Genomic DNA, 18,370 nt, shown 5'->3' with positions numbered 1-18,370 from the left:
TGCTCCATTGCTTGGGGCAAACTCTTTTTGTATGCATTTAGCATTAATAAATCTGTATTAATCATTACATAATCAGAATGAGAAGTTACTTAAGGTTTTTCTTTCACAATTAATTGTATTTTCGTTTGTCGATTTTTTCAACCTAAATCAAGCAATTAAACCTGTGCCATATTCTGGCCTGTCTTATGTTGCTGTACAACTATTTCCAAAATGAGAAAACAGATAACTTCACTTGTAATAGTAGTATTTGCTCTTATAATTCCTGTATTTGTCCTGGCCGATGAATCGGATGATAAAAAAGGAAAAATCCTTGGTAAGATAATAGATGCCAATGAAAAAACGGCTATTGCTTTTGCCAACGTTGGACTCTATGCCGCAGAAGAGAAAAAGTTGGTTTGTGGAGCAATCTCTGAAGAAGACGGTTCCTTTACAATTGATAAAATTGTAGAAGGGAAGTACTATGTTGAAGTTAAGTTTATTGGTTACATTGCATATACCTCTGAAAATTATGAAATAACAAGTACTAACTCCAGAATAAAAGTTGCTCCCATTGAATTAGATATTGCTTCGGAAATTATTGATGAGGTTGAGGTTGTGGCCCAACAACGTGCGATGGTTTACAAAATGGACAAAAAAATTATCGATGCCGATAGCTATAGCAGTGCTGCCGGAGGAACAGCTGTAAATATCCTGGAGAATGTGCCATCGGTAGCAGTTGATGTTGAAGGAAATGTTACATTGCGTGGAAGTGCCAGCTTTACTGTTTTTATCGACGGAAGACCAAGTTTATTTGAAGGTGGTTTGGCCCTGGAACAAATACCGGCCGGACAGGTTAAAAACATTGAAATTATTACCAATCCATCGGCTCGTTACGATGCGGAAGGAACGGCAGGGATAATAAATGTAGTTACTAAAAAGAGCAGCAATAAAGGTTGGAACGGAATTATCAATATTAGTGGAAACACGGCTGAATCAAATGCAGCCGATTTTGTTATGACCAACCGTCTTGAGAAATTCTATTGGAAAGCAGGTGCCCGATACTTCAGAAATTACAGAAAAGGAGATTTCGATCAGTTTAAACAAACCATTATTAACGATACTATAAGTGGTTTCGAATCCAGTGGAGATCGTACAGGAAAAACTTACAATGCATCAGGCATTGCAGGATTTGGATTTTTTAATGACAAATCGACTTTTGATTTTGAATTGGAAGGCGGAGATCAGGGAAGCGGCTACCGCGGTGATTTGATTTACAAAGAAGCCTATAAAACAATAGGTAATGAAATTCCTTTTGAAGAAGGAATTTATGAAAGCTATGACTTTAAAGACCTGAATGAAGATTATATTTCAGGTAACATGAACTATAAGCGCACATTCTCCGGTGAAGGGCATACCTTAACAGCCAATTTGTATGGGAAGTATGGCGAAAGTTTAGAGTATTTCGAAAATGAACTAACTCGCTTTTCCGGATTACAAAAAGATGGTCAGCGATCATGGGAAGAAGAATTCAGAGTAACCATTCGAGGTGGTGCAGATTACATCAGACCAATAAATGGGGGGCGTGGTAAATTGGAAACCGGATATCTTTTTAATCTCTACATAGAAGATGGCGATTATGGAATGGAAGATTATGATGAGGAGGAAGGAGATTTCATTTTCCGTGATGAATTTTACAGTGTTTATCGTTTTAAAAGAGATATTCACGCTTTGTATGGAATTTTATCCGATCAGGTAAATGATTTTTCGTACCAACTTGGATTAAGAGGGGAGTACACTTATCGTTACCTGGGAAGCTCAGAAGAATGGGCCAGCCAGACAGAGAATCGTTTTGACCTTTTCCCATCAGGACATATTGCTTACCAATTGCCGAAAGAGCATCAGATTTCAGCAAGCTATTCAAGAAGAACGGTACGTCCGCGACTTCACTTTTTGGAGCCTTACGTTACTTTTGCAGATTCGTATACAGCACGTACCGGTAACCCTGATGTTCGCCCGGAATATGTAAATTCATTTGAATTGGGCTGGCAAAAGAATTTCGATCAGGACTTTATTTCTTTTGAGGTTTTTCACCGCAGAAAACAAGATAAGATAGAGCGAATCAGAACGGTTTATCGACCAAATGTGACGCTGGATTCAATCTCAAACGTAGGAAATGATTACTCGAGTGGGGCAGAAGCCATGGCCTTGCTTAATTTATCAGATTGGTGGTTACTGAATACCTCGGCTAACTTGTTTTATTACCGTATCGAGAGTGAATATAAAGTACCGGGCATAGACGACGAAAGCTTAAACTGGCAGGCGCGCTTTTCAAATACTTTTACTTTGGGGAGTACAAGTCGTTTACAGTTTGATGGTAATTATGTTGGACCATCAGTAAGTACACAGGGACGCCGTGATGCCTTTTTCTATACCAATCTTTCATTTCGTCAACAATTTTTAAAAAGAAGGCTGTCGGCTACATTAACTATGCGTGATGTTATGAAAACGGCAAAGTTTAAAAGTACACAAACAGGGCAAGGGCTGTACTCTGAAACAGCAGTTACACCCTTTTACCCGAACATTAAACTTACCCTGTCTTACAGAATTAACCAGTTAAATCCAAAAGCTAAAAAACAATCGACTAACGACGATTTGTTTGAAGGAAGTTCGCACTAAGATAAATGATTCTATTACTACTGATATCTTCTTTACAACACAAAGAGATTTTGAATAAGGTGTAACAGCAATTTATCAGAGTCTAAATGAATGGAATAAAGAGCGCTGGGTAATTGGTGAAATGCGTTCTGATAATACCAATTTTGTTTATAATAATTCAGACCGTGGGGCCATCGGTTGGGAAATGTATGCAGAGTTTCTTGATATTATTAATAATATGAATAATGCTGAGTCGATTTTTGAAATTCAATATAAAGAGGGAAAATCTGACGGGTTCTCAAATGAATTTTTCTATATCTTTTTACCACGTGTTAATGATGTGTCAGTGGTAGCTCCCTGGGTGTCTGCAAACACTAACGGTGGATGGAAAGGAATGAACTCGGCGGCACCAGATTTGATTAATTGTTTCGAGGAAAGTGGGTTCTTCGTCAATTTTGGGGAATCATCCTGACTGGGACAATAAGACCTTCCGGCGAAGTAGTTCAAAGCTTGCCCTCCCGTACATCTGTCGTTTAATACTTTTAATCCTGTTAACATGACCTTCAACGGGACCATTGCTCCATTTCAGCTGTATTCCATTCTGAACTGCTTTAATATCACGTTTCAGGCCTCTTGCAAAAGTCTTTAAACCAGGCAGTTTGTCTTTGGATTCCTCGATTGATTTGATCCATTCCTGAACCTGTCCTTCACCCATTTTTAACATTGCTTTGAACCGCTTAACGAGCCTGCGAACTCGTTTTAGTATGGGCATATTCTCAAAAAGTATTTGCATATAACTTCTGTCGTCAACATCCTCAATATGATTGAGAGAATACCCAATATATTTTGCAAGTTTCCTGGAGCTCAACCGTTTGACATAGGGAATTGGTTGTCGTCGCTGCTCAACATAATTTAATGCCGTTGCTTCATTTGTTTCTTTAAGGAAGGAAATATATTGGTTGGCCTGGGTGTTCCCGCCAGAATATCCCATTTTTCGAATATCATTTATGATTTCCATATTTGTATAACCATTTGTTTTCATTTTAGATAGGATGTAATTTGAGAATATCTCAATATTTGTTCGCTTTGAATGTGATTTAGGAATTAAGGTATCTTGCTGAAAATATAGCTTTACAGTATTTCTGCTAATACCAAGCTCTCTCCCAATTTTCCTTCTTGATAGGCCCTGGGCTTGTAGCTTCTTTACCATATTGAAAACCTCCTGTGTGGAATCTGGTTTTGGAGGAGGGGCAGGTATCTCTACAACCTCCTTTTTAATAGCGGAATTCGGCATGGATAAAGCTTTTGCTTCGCGAAGCATTTCGCAGGTTTTATCTTTAATGAGCTTACTTATCTTCGGAGATAGGCTTTTAAAGAAAGTATCTAAAGCATCAGACAGGTTCATTAACAAATGGAACCGGTCTGTTACCTGGACTGCATTGGGGCAAATAGAATCTATTGCGGTAGAATATGAACTAGCCCTGTCTCTTGTAATTATTTCAATGCCCGGGTGTTTTCTTAACCAGGCTTTTAAATCCTCACTATCTCTGGTAGGTAACATATCATTGGCTTTGATGTTTCCATATCCACCAAGATCGTTCCGTAGTTAACACCTTTTCGGAAAGCCCAATCATCAACACCCACAATTTTTAGTGTATTTATATCCGGGAGTGCTTGCTGATGAGCAAGGCGCGTAAGAGTGGAGCGACTAACTTTTATTTGCAATTTTTCTGATAGTAAATGCCCTGAACCTGTCGGCATATCAATTGCAATATCTGACAGTAATCTTGTAACCCTTTCTGTTCTTCTGGCATAAGGAAGTATATTGTCATTTTGCTCAGTAAATACTTTCCTTGGGCAACTATCACTACGACATTTAAATTTACGGACCGTAAAAATTATTACAGAGTGATATTGGAATACAGGTAAGTCTGTTATTCTCCTTTGGTAGCGATCATGCACAGAAGAACTGTATTTTTTACATTCCGGACACTTTGCCCTACTACCGGACAACGAAGCATAAATGTGTATTGCAGGTGGCTCAAATTCAATTTTTGAGACTTTGATTTTTGGAATATCAAAAAGGTGCTTAATGTTCATATGCAACTGACTGTCAATTACATATAGATACAAAAACGATATCCGAAAGAAGAAAGAAATAGTAGCCTTACTTGTAGATTATCAATTAATTAACAATGATTTCACTAATAGGATTTCGTTCCCCAAAAGTGACGAAGAACCACTTTAAGCGGATTTTCCACTTTATACCGGAGGAGCGTCTCCGGTATTTTTATTATGGTTATGGATATACTGGTGATACAAATCTTTCATGTATAAAGGATATTGTCAACTGTTAGTTCAGAATAAAGAAGAGACAGTGAGGAGGAATCAGTAGAAAGTATTATTTAAAACCATTATATACAGTGATGTATCAGACTCTTACTTAACTTTTTCGTCTAATATTTTTGATTTTGAAAAACAATTGTTATAATTGTCCTACAAATAGTATATGACCAATAAGAAATAATTAACCAATATGAAAACGGGCTTTACTGCAATTACATTAGCTGATCAGGTTGAGGAAAAAATTATCAATTTCATTAAAGAAAATAATTTAGTCCCAGGCGATTCGCTACCCAACGAAATGGAATTTGTCGAAATGATGGGGATTAGCCGGAATGTTGTTCGTGAGGCAATGAGTCGGCTAAGGATGCTGGGATTAATTCAAACCCGTCCCAAAAGAGGGATTGTTGTAACAGAACCTCCTCTTTTAAATGGATTGAAAAAGGTACTCGACCCCAATCTTTTAAGTATTGGGACAATAAAGGATATGATGGGCATGAGAATTGCTCTGGAAACAGGAATAACTGACTTTGTTTTTAATAATGTAACAGGGGCTGATATAATGGAACTCGAACAAATTGTATCTCGTCAGGAAGCTATTGGTATCAATAACCTGTCTGTTGAAGATGAGATGCTGTTTCATACCAAGATCTATAAAATCGCAGGGAACAGTTTTATCCTCCAGTTTAATGAAATTATGCACCCGATTTTTGTTTTTGCAAAGCAAAACTACGAAAGTCATTTCCAGCCAATCAACATAAAATTAAAAGAACAGGATAGAATTGTTGAGCATGCTGATTTGTTGCAATTGATTAAAATAGGTAAGAAAGATGAATACCGAAATGCAATAAAAGCACACTTACAACCTTATTGGGAATTCTTGTACAACTACAATAAATAAAAATAATTAAATGCAAAATAAGATTACAGGTCTGATTGCCGCACCATTTACACCCATGAATCGGGATGGTTCAGTGAATTTGAACATGATTCCGCCATATGCGAACAAGTTAAAGAATGATGGATTAAAAGGTGTTTTTATTTGCGGAACCACGGGAGAGGGGATGCTGATGACCGGGGAAGAGCGAAAAAATGTTGCTGAAAGGTGGATTGCAGAACAAAGCGATGATTTTAATGTCATTGTACATGTGGGCACCACATCGGCAAAACAATCCAATGAGTTGGCACAACATGCCCAAAGTGCGGGCGCATACGCTGTTGGTTGTATGGGACCGGCATTTTTACAGCCTGCCCGTGTTGAAGAACTGGTGGGTTTTAGTGCCGAAGTCGCCGCAGGTTCTCCTCAATTACCATTCTACTATTACCACATTCCCAATGTGTCTGGGATCAGGCTTTCAATGAGTGAGTTTATAAAACAGGCACCACGGAAGATACCTAATTTTGCAGGGATAAAATTTACCGATAACAATTTTATGGAAATGCAGCAATGTATAAACCAGGATGGTGGTAAATGGGATATTCTGCATGGTTATGATGAGTTACTGCTTGCAGGCCTTGCCTTTGGTGCAAAAGGAGCAGTAGGCAGTACTTACAATTTTATGGCTCCACTGTATAGTGATATAATTAGCGATTTTATAAAAGGGAATATAGAAGCTGCAAGGCAAAAACAACTGAAGTCGGTAAAAATTATTACCATACTGAATCAATACGGAGGAGCCATTGTGGTGGGCAAGCGTTTAATGAAAACACTTGGAATTGATTGTGGTAATTTCCGTTTACCAGTATCAGAGTTTAATGAAGATAGTTATGAGCAACTTATAAATGATCTGAATAGTGAAGAGTTTTTCGAAATCAGGAATACCTGATTAATAGCTTTAGTTTGGTTAGACAAAGGTCCTGCGATACCAGCGCAGGACCTTAAAAAAAACTAATCCAAATAATTGAATTAATCTTAAAAGTTTACAAATTTATGAAAAAAACAGACGGAAAAAAGGAAAGAAGCTTTTGGCAATTGTATTTGCGAAAAGCTAAACTTTCGATGGTGGGTGCAATATTCTTAATTGTGCCTGCAATTGTATTTGGCCAGCAAACTATTACTGTTACAGGTTCAGTTACCGAGAGCACCGGAGAGGTTCTGCCGGGAGTTAATATTGTTGTCAAGGGGACAACAAACGGGACTGTTTCCGATGTAGATGGAAATTATACCATGAGTGTTAGTCCTGACGCAGTTCTTGTGTTTTCGTTCATTGGTTACGAAAATCAGGAAATAAGTGTTGATGGAAGAACTAAGCTAGATGTTTTTTTGAAGTTATCTTCAGTTGGTATTGAAGAAGTGGTGGCTATTGGATATGGAACACAATCAAGGGCATTGGTTACCAGTTCCGTATCAAAAATTGAAGCCGATGAAATCAGAATGTCCAATCAGGTAAATCCCATTAATGCATTACAAGGAAAAGCTGCCGGGGTAGATGTTCGGGTTACCAATGGAATGCCAGGAGCATCAGCAAAGGTTGTTATTAGGGGAGGGACTTCCACTTCTCCCGATTCAGATGGTCCATTGTATATCGTTGACGGAGTGATAAGACCCATTAACGACCTTAATGCAGAGGATATTGAAACCCTTCAGGTTTTAAAAGATGCAGCTTCTACTGCCATTTATGGAGCAAGGGGAGCAAATGGTATTGTAATTATAACAACAAAATCAGGGAAATCAGGGAAAGGTCAGATTAACTTCAAGTATTCTACTCAGGTTGAAACAATTGCAAAATCCTATCCTTTTTCAAGTGCCGAAGATTATATCTGGGCAAGCAGAAAGGCAGCTGCACTTGGGTTGGATGATGTCAACTCCGCGAAACGTTTGTCTGACGGTGCTTATCCTTATTCAACCAATAATATTAGCAATAATCAGCACGGTGGCGGATTTATGAATGCTAAACATACGCTCGAGTTTATCGATGATTTGATTAACGCAGAAGGGCCTGGGCTCGTTAGTGATTTACTGGATAATCAAGGGTATCAAACCATGATTGATCCCGTTACCGGAAAAAAAATGTTGTTTAAAGACAATAATTATGATGAAGTAATGTTTCAAACCGGTATCAGTAATAATTACGACATTAATTTTTCAGCAGGAAACGAAAAGGCAAGTATTTACACGGGGCTTGGTTATGCAGATCAGGAAGGTATCGTAAAAGGTACTTTTTACGAACGTTTGAGTTTTTTGATTAATACCACCTACAACGTAAAAGACAATGTTCAGGTGGAAGCTGGTGTTAACTACCAATATGCCAACTATAATGATCCTGCCAGCTATAATGGAACTCTTAACAGGTCTTCCCGTTTGCCACATTCAGTTAGAATGTATTATCCTGATGGTACTCCGGCCATTGGTGAAGGAGGCGGCTCTCCCAGAAACATTTTACATGAATTGTATTATGAGGATTATGAACAAAAAAGATATCGTTCAACTTTTAGGATAGGTTTAGATTGGGAAATCACCAAAGGACTTCATTTCAAACCCTCTGGTTCGTTGTTTAACGATGAGCAGGTTTATAACTATTTCGAAAGTTATCATGAATTTGATAAGAACAGGAATATGAGTTCCAGTCATTCTTTAGGCAGGAGATATATGGGTGATGCTATTCTGACACTTGATAAAACATTCAACAAAAACCATTCTATCAATGCTATGGGAGGAGCAAATCTTACAGACTATCATTATTTCATTTTGAGTGGATCAGGGAAAAATGCGCCAACTGACTATATACCAACCCTAAATGCTTCAAGTACAGAAGACGAGAGAGTTTCATCTACGATTAGTGATGACCGTTTGGTTTCTTTCTTCGGAAGGGTAAATTATGACTACAAGAAAAAATATTTGCTGGGAATAAGTGGTAGAATTGATGGATCATCCAAATTCTCTGAAACCAATAAATGGGGATTTTTTCCGGCCATAACAACAGGATGGAATGTGCACAGTGAGGATTTTTGGAATGTTGCCTCTATAAACAAGTTAAAGTTACGCGCAAGTTGGGGCCAGTCAGGAAATAATGTTCTTTCAATCTCTGATACACAGGGAGCCTACTCGTCAGGATATAATTATACCTGGATCCCGGGTATTTTGAATACTACTCTCGCCAACAATTCATTGGTATGGGAAACCACCAGCTCAACTGATATTGGTTTTGATGCCAGTTTTTTAAACGATCGGATTTCTTTATACGGAGACTTCTATAACAAGATTACAAAAGACCGACTTGTCTCTATTCCTTTACCACGTGAATCAGGTTTTAATACGATTCGGGCAAATTACGGTTCTGTTAGGAACAGGGGTGTTGAATTTGAGTTAGGCGTTCAGGCCATAAAAACAAAAGAATTAACCTGGGATATTGCTGCAAATTTTAGTTTTAACAGATTAGTTGTCGTTGACCTGCCGGATAATGGAAACGAGAAGAACAGGATTAACGGAGGTTTGATCTACGATAAAGAATTGGGCGACTACAAAATGGTTGGTGGTCTAGCTGAAGGTGAGCGCCTCGGAGGCATATGGGCTTTTAACATGATTGGAGTTTACGCTACTGACGAAGATGCCGCTCAGGCTCCTTATGATACAAAAGTATCTGGTTACTGGTTGAATAAACCCGCAGGTGAACAGAAAGTTGGAGGTGATGCTATCTGGGAAGATGTAGATGGAAATGATATTATTGATGACAGGGACATGGTTTTTATGGGCTGGGGAGCTCCCGATAAAATTGGTGGAATTACGAATACTGTAAACTGGAAAGGATTTTCCTTCCGTTTTGTGATGGACTATGCTTTAGGGCATGTAATATCAAATGGATGGCGAGCACGGGCAAATGGTAATGCCAGAAACCGGGTAATGACCCTTACCGATGTTATAAGCGACGATATGTGGTGGGAACAAGGCGATCAGGCAACAATACCCAGATATAGTGCTGCCTCCGACTGGGATAATGGTAAACGAAACCATGTAAGAAGCACTATTTATTCGGGAGTTGGCCCGGCGGCATCTTATTCTTATCCAAATTCATTATATATTTCAAAAGGCGACTATCTTGCTTTTAGGGAGCTTTCATTTTCGTATAGCATACCTTCACAAATAGCAAAAAAGATGAAGATGAGTAATATTCTTCTAACAGCTGGGGCTTATAATATTGGATATCTAACTGCCTACGATGGCCTGACACCAGAAAACTATGATGGAGGTGAGCGAGGAGATTATCCTCGTCCCCGACAGTTTAAATTTGGAGTAAGTCTAACTTTCTAAAACTAACAAACAATGAAAAAATATATTTTATATAGTTTATTTTCGGCCTTAATGTTTTTAAATTTTGGCTGCGACGAATATTTAGATGTTAAACCAATATCGAGTATCACCTCCTCAAGTTTCTGGAATGAACCCGGTGATTGTGAGGCATACCTTGTAGGAATCTACAGCGCGATAAGAACAAGGACCAATACAATTTTGTATGGTGAAGATCGTGGTGACTCTTTTGAACCCGGTCAGATTGGTCCCGTATCTGAGGCTTGGGCACAATCGTTAAGTGCGGCTAACGCGCCTTCCTGGAGTGGCTTTTATAATACTATCTATCATATAAACAGGTTAATTTATGAGATTGATAATATTGAATTCTCAAACGAAGCTGATAGAAACAGGATATTGGCAGAATCCCACGCTTTACGAGCCATGGTCTATTTCCAAATGGCAAAAATTTGGGGCGATGTTCCGCTGGTAACAGAACCAACACAAAATGCCGATGTTGAACTTGTTGCCAGGGCAGATGTAAATGAAGTGTTTAATTTTATAAATGGCGAAATCACGACAGCTCTATCTTTCTTCCCGGAAGAAGGATATGTGGACAAAAACAGGATGTCGAAACCGGCAGCATATGCTTTACAAGCCGATGTAAAAATGTGGACAGGTAAAGTTCTTGGTGGTGGGCAATCCGACTTTGATGCAGCACTTTCTGCAATTGCAATAGTAGAACAATCGGGCCTTAGTTTATTACCTGACTTTGGTGATATTTTTAGTGCGGATAATAAGAAAAATGATGAAATTATCTTTTCACTATTCTTTGAATACCAGGAGAAGGATAACTTATATGCAGACAGGCTTAGTTCCTGGGGCATAAATGTAACTGGTGCCGCAAATTATGAAGACTTACCTGTTACAGTGCGAAATTCAGCAAGACACGTTTATGGCCCTAGCCCTGAATTGAAAAATGCTTTTAATGAATACGCTTCAGATGTTAGAAAAAATGTTTCAATGATTGATGCGGTAATGGCTAACGGAGAAGTATTACTTACTAGTCAAAACAAGTTTAGGGGTACGGTTTACGATGACAGGTATTTTGATAATGATTTAATTGTTTACCGGTATGCTGATATTATTTTGTTGAAAGCAGAAGCATTGGCAGCGACAAATATGGTGAACGAGGCCATCAATGAATTGAATAAAGTAAAACAACGTGCCGGAGTTCCTGTCTATTCAGGTTCACCCAAAAACGGTAAAAGAGTTGTCATTTTATGACAACTCTTTTTTTATTCTTTCCATTCCTTGATATTCAGTAGATTGCGGACAATTCGTAGAAAGTTTGTGACAATCGAATATCAGACATCCTTTGTAAACTTAATGTTGTACTTGTAAGTGTCAGTAAATCAGTTTTTAATGTGTTGGTGTCGCAATAGGTAAATAATTATGAATTAGCATGACAATTGAAGGCTATAGTGATGATTGGCTCTGTTCAACAGGGAGTTACGTTGTCGTTCCGTCATTTTTTATTGTCTTTTGATAAGGTCATGTTAATGACATTATTACGACATTATCAGACAAAGAAGCGTTACTAAATCGTTACTAAAATATTTGAAGGAGATTAGTAACGATTTGTGCCATAAGTCTCTGAACTGTCGTCTTTTGACTTTACTTAGGTAGCTTGATTGAATTAGTTTTATAACCAATTAATTAAGTATTATGAAGAGTACATTTAAGATTTTATTTTATGCAAGAAAAAACCAGGTAAACAAGAACGGAGAAGTTGGAATTATGGTTCGAATTACCGTAAATGGTGAATATGCACAATTTAGTTCCAAGTTTAATGTTGACCCTAGTATCTGGGATACTAAAGCAAACAGAGTTATAGGTAAATCCGCTCGGGTTTATCAACTTAATACAGCTCTTGATAATATTCGGGCAACTCTATTTCTTCATTACCAGGAAATAGAAAGGCATGAATCGTCTGTCTCTGCAGAAAAGATTAAGAATGCTTTCCTTGGCATATCAACAAAACAACAAATGCTTTTGGTTGTTTTTAAGAGACATAATGAGGATTTGCAGAAAAGGATAGGAAAGGGGATTTCGGAATCTGCGGTAGGTCGGTATGAGCTTACAAGAAAACGGCTTGCAGATTTTATGAGGAACCAGTACAATCTTAGTGACATTGCTTTAAAGGAAATCAATTATAGTTTCATTACAGGATTTGATACTTATTTACGGGTTACTTGCAATTGTAATATAAACACAACTGCAAAGTTTATGCAGCAATTTAAACGGATAATTATCCTTGCTAAAAACAATGGATGGATTAGTGCAGATCCTTTTGTAAATTATAAAATACGTTTACAGAAAGTTGACAGGGGGTACCTTACTCAGGAAGAACTCAACATGATTATGCAAAAAAGATTTGCCATTAAAAGAATCGAACAGGTCCGAGATGTTTTTCTATTTTCCTGTTATACAGGACTTGCTTATGTTGATGTCAAGAATTTGAAAGAAAATGATATCAGATGCTCCTTTGATGGTAAGCTTTGGATTATGAAAAAGCGGCAAAAAACAAATATTCAATCCAATATCCTTTTATTAAATATCCCTAAATTGATTTTGGAAAAGTATAAGGGGAAACTCCTGAATGGAAAAGTTTTGCCAGTTTTGAGTAATCAAAAAATGAACTCCTATTTGAAGGAGATTGCGGATTTATGTGGAATTAGGCAAAATCTGACTTTTCATTTGGCTCGTCATACTTTTGCAACAACTGTAACATTGTCTAAAGGAGTACCAATAGAAACAGTTAGTAAAATGCTTGGGCATTCAAACATCAAGACTACACAGATTTATGCAAGAATAACGAATAGCAAGATTAGTCATGATATGGAGGAGCTTTCTGAAAAATTGGAGGGGGCAAATAAGATGTTAAACATATAGGTGAAAAGCATGGGATTTGGATTATTTAAATTGATATTTTGGGGATTGATGTGCTACGATGGAAGGTTCTTCTCCAACCTGGGGAGCCCAATGGCGTTATATGAACAATCATGTAGCGCTTTGTTTTTTTGTTTTACACAAAGGAAGTATAATCTTCCCCAGTAGCTCAGTTGGTTAGAGCGGCGGACTGTTAATCCGTAGGTCGTTGGTTCAAGTCCAACCTGGGGAGCATTAAAGATAAGACAAAAAATTGCCAAAAGAAGAAATGAACAGCAAATCAGCTTCTTAGGCAATTTTTTTTGCCCCAAATTATCCAAATCACGACAAAATAATTCCAAATTCAGACAAAGTATCGTTACCAAAACGTTACAGTATTTGGTAATTGAAAAACTGTAACGATTAATCGAGTAAGTCTCTGAACTGTCGCATATTGTCTTTTTGTAAATAGCTTGATTTTGAGTTGTTAAAATTAATTTTGTAACGAAATTTTAGGTATTATGAAAAGCACATTTCAGATTTTATTTTATGTGAGAATAAATTACGTTAATAAGAAAGGGGAGACAACTATTATGGTTCGTATTACCCTTGATGGACAAATTTCTCAATTTAGTTCTAAACTAAAAATAAAACCAGAATCCTGGGATACGAAAAGCGGGAAAGCGGTTGGGAATTCTGCAAGTGCGAGACTATTGAATTCAAGCATTGAAAATATTAGGGCTTCAATAATCAGGCATTATCGCGAAATAGAATGGCAGGATACCCATGTGACTGTAGAAAAAATCCGTAATGCATTTTTAGGGGTAACCGTAAAATCGCAAATGTTGCTTGTGGTTTTTAAGAACCATAACGATGACTTGGAAAAACGAATAGGGAAGGATATAACCGAAGCTGGAGTTGAGAAATACAAACGGACTAGGCAGCGTTTGGCTGATTTTATGATGCACCAATATAAAATCAAAGATATTGCACTAAAAGAAATCAATTATAATTTTATACGTTATTTCGAAACCTATCTTCGTTCTATTCATAATTGTGGGATAAATACAACGGCAAAATACTTACAACAGTTTAAACACATTATTACTCTTGCTAAAAATAACGGATGGTTACAGGCGGACCCTTTCGTCAATTTTAAAATACGCTTTGAAAAAGCAGATAGAGGTTTTCTTTTAGAAGAGGAGTTGGAATTGTTAATGAGAAAGAAATTTGCCATTAAACGACTGGAGTTGGTGCGAGATATTTTTGTCTTTTCGTGTTTTACAGGTTTGGCATATGTTGATGTTCGAAACTTGAGGAAAGAAGATATTAGGAATTCTTTTGATGGAAAGCTTTGGATTGATAAAAAGCGTCAGAAAACAAATGTTCAATCGAAAATATTGCTCCTTGATATTCCTCGAATGATACTAGAAAAGTATGATTCTGTACGTAAGGATGAAAGGCTATTGCCTGTTAATTGTAATCAACGGATAAACTCATACTTGAAAGAAATTGCCGATTTGTGCGGAATTAAAAAGAACCTGACTTTTCATCTGGCACGCCATACCTTTGCAACAACTATAACTTTAGCTAAAGGAGTGCCAATTGAAACCGTTAGTAAAATGTTGGGGCATACCAGTATTCGAACAACCCAGATTTATGCACGCATTACCGATAGCAAAATTTCAAACGATATGCAGATGCTTTCTAAAAAGTTGCAAAATTTGGATGGCGTGTTGATTTAAGGGGAAAGGTTGGTGTTAATACTTTCTAAACCTGAAGAGGGATATTTTTCCAATTTGGGTTTGGTTCTTATGAATAGTTTATAGAGCTGTTTTGTTTTTTAAAATTAATACAGAAGGTGGTGTAGTTCACTAAAACGGTCGTTTTATGGTACTTGTATTTTGTTTATTTTTCATGCTACAAATACACGTATTTAGCTTGCCTTTTTATAGTTTCAGTATTTTATGAGTTTTGTGAACTACAATACATTGTACTATATAGTGAAATTAGGTAGATCAAGATTCATGAAGTCTTTGACTTTCTTTTTGTTTACACTTAGGTGGCGGTATGTTCGGACAATCATGGTTTAAACCTTATAAAACACGATTGTTTTTGGTTAGTTAAATAGAAATACTGAAATGCCTATGAATTGTTTAATTTTTCAGGGTGTTATTCATTATATCTATACCATAAAAATTGAAATCTACCTCACTCCCAACAAAAAATCAGTCAAATTAGCTTCCCTATCTAAGCCCATTTTTTTTCGCAAACGATAACGACTTGTTTCCACTCCACGGGTGGAAAGATTGAATAGTTGTGCTATTTCTTTAGTCGACATGTTCATGCGTAAATAGGCAGCCATTTTTAAATCTTTGGGAGTGAGTTCGGTGTATTGCTCCCGCAAATGTTGAATAAAATTCTCATGTACCTGGTCAAAATGAACTTCAAATTGTTTCCAATCATCGTCTTGGTTTAATTCCTTTTCCAGGCTATTCACAAGTCGTTGAACTTGTTGTTTCGATTCAGTATGAACCATTTTGTTTACAACCTTCATTAGTTGTTCCCGGGTTCGGTTTAAGAGGTCATTGGAGTAGGAAATGCGCATAACAATGGATGCCAGTTCCTTTGATTTATTCTCTAGTTCGGCGCGGTTACGTTCGTTCTCAATATTTAGTTTCTCATTTCGTAAACGTATTATTTCCTGTTCTTGTATTAACTTTTCATGGTTGTGTTCCTTTTGTTGTTCCTTTAATTCCTTTTCTTGCTTTTTCTGTAAAATATCTGTTTCCTTTTCAATTTTTCGTCGCATTAAGAATACGACCAGGTAGATTAATCCTGCAAAGACAACTATATATAATACAATAAAAGCCGGTTTTAAATAGTAAGGCTTTAGAATAGTGAATGTGTAGGTAAATTGCTCCGATTCGGCATTTGCACCGTTTCTTGACTTTGCCAGAAGTGTAAATTTTCCGGGAGAAAGCTTTCGAAACTCAATGGTACTATTCTCACTCCATTCACTCCAGTTCTTGTCTTTTCCTTCCAGTTTGTATGAGTATTCTATTTTATCCTGATTAGAATAGGAGTTGGCACTGAATTCAAAACGTAGGCTGTTATCCTTATTCGGGATTTCTATTAATTGATCAAAGGGTTGATGAGTTTGTAGTTGTTGCTCCGAGTTTACAAAGTTTCCTCCAAAAAGAACTTCGTTACTGGCAGTTGATAATTTACGAAGCAAAATATCCGATTTATTTTCATCTAAACTTGAATAGGACTTGTCGAAATGTACAAAACCATCTTGAGTGCTAATTATGTAATGCTGATTATTTAAGGGCAACACATGCTCATAATTTGTCACAAAGTTACCTTTCAGTTCTTTGTGAGGTAATATCTCAGCATAAAACTCTCCCTGGAAGTTGGTTCGCAATACACCAAGTTTATCCTGTGTGAAATACCAAATATTATCGTAATTGTCTTCGTAGAACTTATCAATCTTCTCAGGCCCTACAGCAGCCGATAATTTTTCATCCTTCTCAAAAGCCTGTCGGCGGGCATTAAAACGGTAAATCCCATCAACCGTTGAAATTAAAACCGCTCCTTTTATTTTAAATACAGAATTATTGAAATCGGATGGTAATCCATTTTTGCGGTTATAAAAATTTATGGTTTGAATGCCATCCATTGTAGGTTTTAAGCCTATGCGATAAACACCTTTTTGTACATGGCTTACCCACAGGTATCCTTTGTTATCTACTTCCATTTCGCGGCACGAAAAATCGAAACCTTCAATTTCTTTTATAAATTCGAAATGTGGTATTTGACTCGGGGTATGTTTAATCAGAATTAATCCCGTATACGTGCCTCCAATCAGGTAATCGTTGTTACCTGATGTTGGTAGGAATTTCCAACCACCCAATACGTTGCTTACAGGATAGGCATCTTTTCCAATTAATTCGTAAGTCCCATTATGTGCACCACACAGAATATGTCCATTAAATTCTTGAATATTCCATATTTGCCCATCAATACCATTTACTTTATTCGGATTTAGTGATGCTTCAATGTTCTCTTCTTCCCAGTTATAGTGATATAGTGCCTGGTTGGAACCAAAATAGATATGTTCATCCTTTTTTAGTGAAACATAACCCGTTCCGATATTATTAACCGGGAAAATATTGGTTACCGCAGAGTTTATGTTTAGATAGTCGATACCATTATCTAAACCCACCCATAGGTTTTCAGAATTGTCGACAAATATGCTTATGGCTGAATTATTTTGTAGACCATAATCTCTGTTTAAATGTAGTTTTATGTTACCGTTATGATCAAAAAAGTAAATCCCATCTTTAATGGTGGTGAAAGCAAAATATCCGTTTCGTAATGATATACCTCTGTATATTTGGTTTTTTCTGCCCAACTCAGAAATGGGTGTTTCCCATTGCCTGAAGCTAGTTCCGTCATATAAATAGCAACCGTTAAACGATGTACATATTAAGAGTTTGCCTTCTGTTAACTCCAGTATGGAAGAGATAGATTTACTTTTAAACAATTCACCTCCGGGCACTAAAGAAAGACCACGGGGGGTAATTTCCATTAAGCCCTGTTTGTTATGCCCAATAAAGAGTCGATCATTGGCTTTGTGTGCAAAGTTTAACGATTGGTTGGTTACCAAAGGTTTTAGTTCTCCGTAGTAAGTAAATACCGAGGAGAAAGAGTGAAAAACAATTCCCCAGGGCATTTCAAAAATTCCCCATGTTTCTCCAAAGTCACTATATGCTGAAGGCAAATTATCCGATACTGATTGAAAAATTGTATTTCCTTTTTCGTCAGCACTAATAAAACCAAATTGATTGTAAGCTCCTGCGTAAATTTTCCCATCACTACTTTTAAAAACTGAGCGTACATAAGAATCGTTAGGCATTGGAATTAGATTCCATGATTCTCCATCGTATTCCATCAAACCACTATTATTCCCAAAATACATAACACCTCTTTCATCCTGGGCAATTGACCAGGTTTGAGCACCTGCTTTATAATCGTGACGAGTATAGTGTGTGATAAATGGTAAACCTGTATTCTTTATGTCGATTTGTGCGGTAGCAGAAATAAAGAATGATAAGCAGAATAAAGAGGAGATTAATGAATAGATAAATGTACCTTTTTTCATAAATAACTGTACTTCTTACAATATCTATTGTTGTTATTTTTGTCAATTGTGAAAACCAATGTAAAAGTAGT

At 37.1% G+C, this 18,370-nt stretch carries 11 protein-coding genes and 1 tRNA gene; 9 read left to right on the top strand and 3 right to left on the bottom strand.

Annotation, left to right across the window (positions count from 1 at the left end):
• Positions 1-210 precede the first annotated feature (210 nt).
• Entirely contained in the window at positions 211-2,655 is a 2,445-nt protein-coding gene (locus BUB08_RS03030; RefSeq protein ID WP_072998735.1) for a TonB-dependent receptor, read from the top strand.
• Between the two features lie 121 nt (positions 2,656-2,776).
• Entirely contained in the window at positions 2,777-3,106 is a 330-nt protein-coding gene (locus tag BUB08_RS03025; protein ID WP_072998733.1) for a hypothetical protein, read from the top strand.
• Here BUB08_RS03025 and BUB08_RS03020 read toward each other — a convergent pair.
• Positions 3,098-4,195: a transposase gene (locus tag BUB08_RS03020; protein WP_072998731.1), complete on the bottom strand. Its 1,098-nt coding sequence runs from the start codon at positions 4,193-4,195 to the stop codon at positions 3,098-3,100. The two genes, BUB08_RS03025 and BUB08_RS03020, sit on opposite strands and share 9 nt — an antisense overlap.
• Complete coding sequence (locus BUB08_RS03015) at positions 4,165-4,734, bottom strand: transposase family protein (RefSeq protein WP_072998730.1); 570 nt, start codon at positions 4,732-4,734, stop codon at positions 4,165-4,167. The genes BUB08_RS03020 and BUB08_RS03015 overlap by 31 nt, the downstream gene beginning before the upstream one ends.
• Before the next feature lie 436 nt (positions 4,735-5,170).
• On the opposite strand from BUB08_RS03015, the gene BUB08_RS03010 reads away from it, so the two are divergent.
• The 7 genes from BUB08_RS03010 to BUB08_RS02980 all read left to right on the top strand — a co-directional run bounded on the left by BUB08_RS03010 (position 5,171) and on the right by BUB08_RS02980 (position 14,877).
• A complete protein-coding gene (locus tag BUB08_RS03010) occupies positions 5,171-5,878 on the top strand; it encodes a FadR/GntR family transcriptional regulator (RefSeq protein WP_072998728.1) in 708 nt (235 codons plus the stop codon).
• Between the two features lie 10 nt (positions 5,879-5,888).
• A complete protein-coding gene (locus tag BUB08_RS03005; RefSeq protein WP_072998726.1) occupies positions 5,889-6,803 on the top strand; it encodes a dihydrodipicolinate synthase family protein in 915 nt (304 codons plus the stop codon).
• Between the two features lie 104 nt (positions 6,804-6,907).
• On the top strand, positions 6,908-10,225 hold the full coding sequence (locus BUB08_RS03000; RefSeq protein ID WP_083570537.1) for a SusC/RagA family TonB-linked outer membrane protein: 3,318 nt from the start codon (positions 6,908-6,910) through the stop codon (positions 10,223-10,225).
• A 12-nt stretch (positions 10,226-10,237) separates the two neighbouring features.
• A complete protein-coding gene (locus BUB08_RS02995; RefSeq protein ID WP_072998724.1) occupies positions 10,238-11,488 on the top strand; it encodes a RagB/SusD family nutrient uptake outer membrane protein in 1,251 nt (416 codons plus the stop codon).
• A gap of 441 nt (positions 11,489-11,929) precedes the next feature.
• Positions 11,930-13,156 (top strand): site-specific integrase, encoded by a 1,227-nt coding sequence (locus tag BUB08_RS02990; protein ID WP_175549930.1) that lies wholly within the window; start codon positions 11,930-11,932, stop codon positions 13,154-13,156.
• A gap of 155 nt (positions 13,157-13,311) precedes the next feature.
• Positions 13,312-13,385 (top strand) — tRNA-Asn (locus BUB08_RS02985).
• A gap of 268 nt (positions 13,386-13,653) precedes the next feature.
• Positions 13,654-14,877, top strand: a complete 1,224-nt coding sequence (locus BUB08_RS02980; protein WP_175549929.1) for a site-specific integrase — start codon at positions 13,654-13,656, stop codon at positions 14,875-14,877.
• A gap of 461 nt (positions 14,878-15,338) precedes the next feature.
• Here the strand turns inward: BUB08_RS02980 and BUB08_RS02975 are convergent, their stop codons facing one another.
• On the bottom strand, positions 15,339-18,299 hold the full coding sequence (locus BUB08_RS02975) for a triple tyrosine motif-containing protein (RefSeq protein ID WP_083570536.1): 2,961 nt from the start codon (positions 18,297-18,299) through the stop codon (positions 15,339-15,341).
• Between the last annotated feature and the right edge of the window lie 71 nt (positions 18,300-18,370).

It is taken from the genome of Mariniphaga anaerophila (assembly GCF_900129025.1).
Classification (GTDB): domain Bacteria; phylum Bacteroidota; class Bacteroidia; order Bacteroidales; family Prolixibacteraceae; genus Mariniphaga; species Mariniphaga anaerophila.
Note: the sequence above shows the minus strand (reverse complement) of the source record. Positions and strands in the feature narration are given on the sequence as shown.

Bases quoted from the DNA above. Each gene is read 5' to 3' on its own strand.
- BUB08_RS03000 (WP_083570537.1), top strand. From the start codon at position 6,908: ATGAAAAAAACAGACGGAAAAAAGGAAAGAAGCTTTTGGCAATTGTAT.
- BUB08_RS03010 (WP_072998728.1), top strand. From the start codon at position 5,171: ATGAAAACGGGCTTTACTGCAATTACATTAGCTGATCAGGTTGAGGAA.
- BUB08_RS03015 (WP_072998730.1), bottom strand. From the start codon at position 4,734: ATGAACATTAAGCACCTTTTTGATATTCCAAAAATCAAAGTCTCAAAA.
- BUB08_RS02975 (WP_083570536.1), bottom strand. From the start codon at position 18,299: ATGAAAAAAGGTACATTTATCTATTCATTAATCTCCTCTTTATTCTGC.
- BUB08_RS02980 (WP_175549929.1), top strand. From the start codon at position 13,654: ATGAAAAGCACATTTCAGATTTTATTTTATGTGAGAATAAATTACGTT.
- BUB08_RS03020 (WP_072998731.1), bottom strand. From the start codon at position 4,195: ATGTTACCTACCAGAGATAGTGAGGATTTAAAAGCCTGGTTAAGAAAA.
- BUB08_RS03005 (WP_072998726.1), top strand. From the start codon at position 5,889: ATGCAAAATAAGATTACAGGTCTGATTGCCGCACCATTTACACCCATG.
- BUB08_RS03030 (WP_072998735.1), top strand. From the start codon at position 211: ATGAGAAAACAGATAACTTCACTTGTAATAGTAGTATTTGCTCTTATA.
- BUB08_RS03025 (WP_072998733.1), top strand. From the start codon at position 2,777: ATGCGTTCTGATAATACCAATTTTGTTTATAATAATTCAGACCGTGGG.
- BUB08_RS02995 (WP_072998724.1), top strand. From the start codon at position 10,238: ATGAAAAAATATATTTTATATAGTTTATTTTCGGCCTTAATGTTTTTA.
- BUB08_RS02990 (WP_175549930.1), top strand. From the start codon at position 11,930: ATGAAGAGTACATTTAAGATTTTATTTTATGCAAGAAAAAACCAGGTA.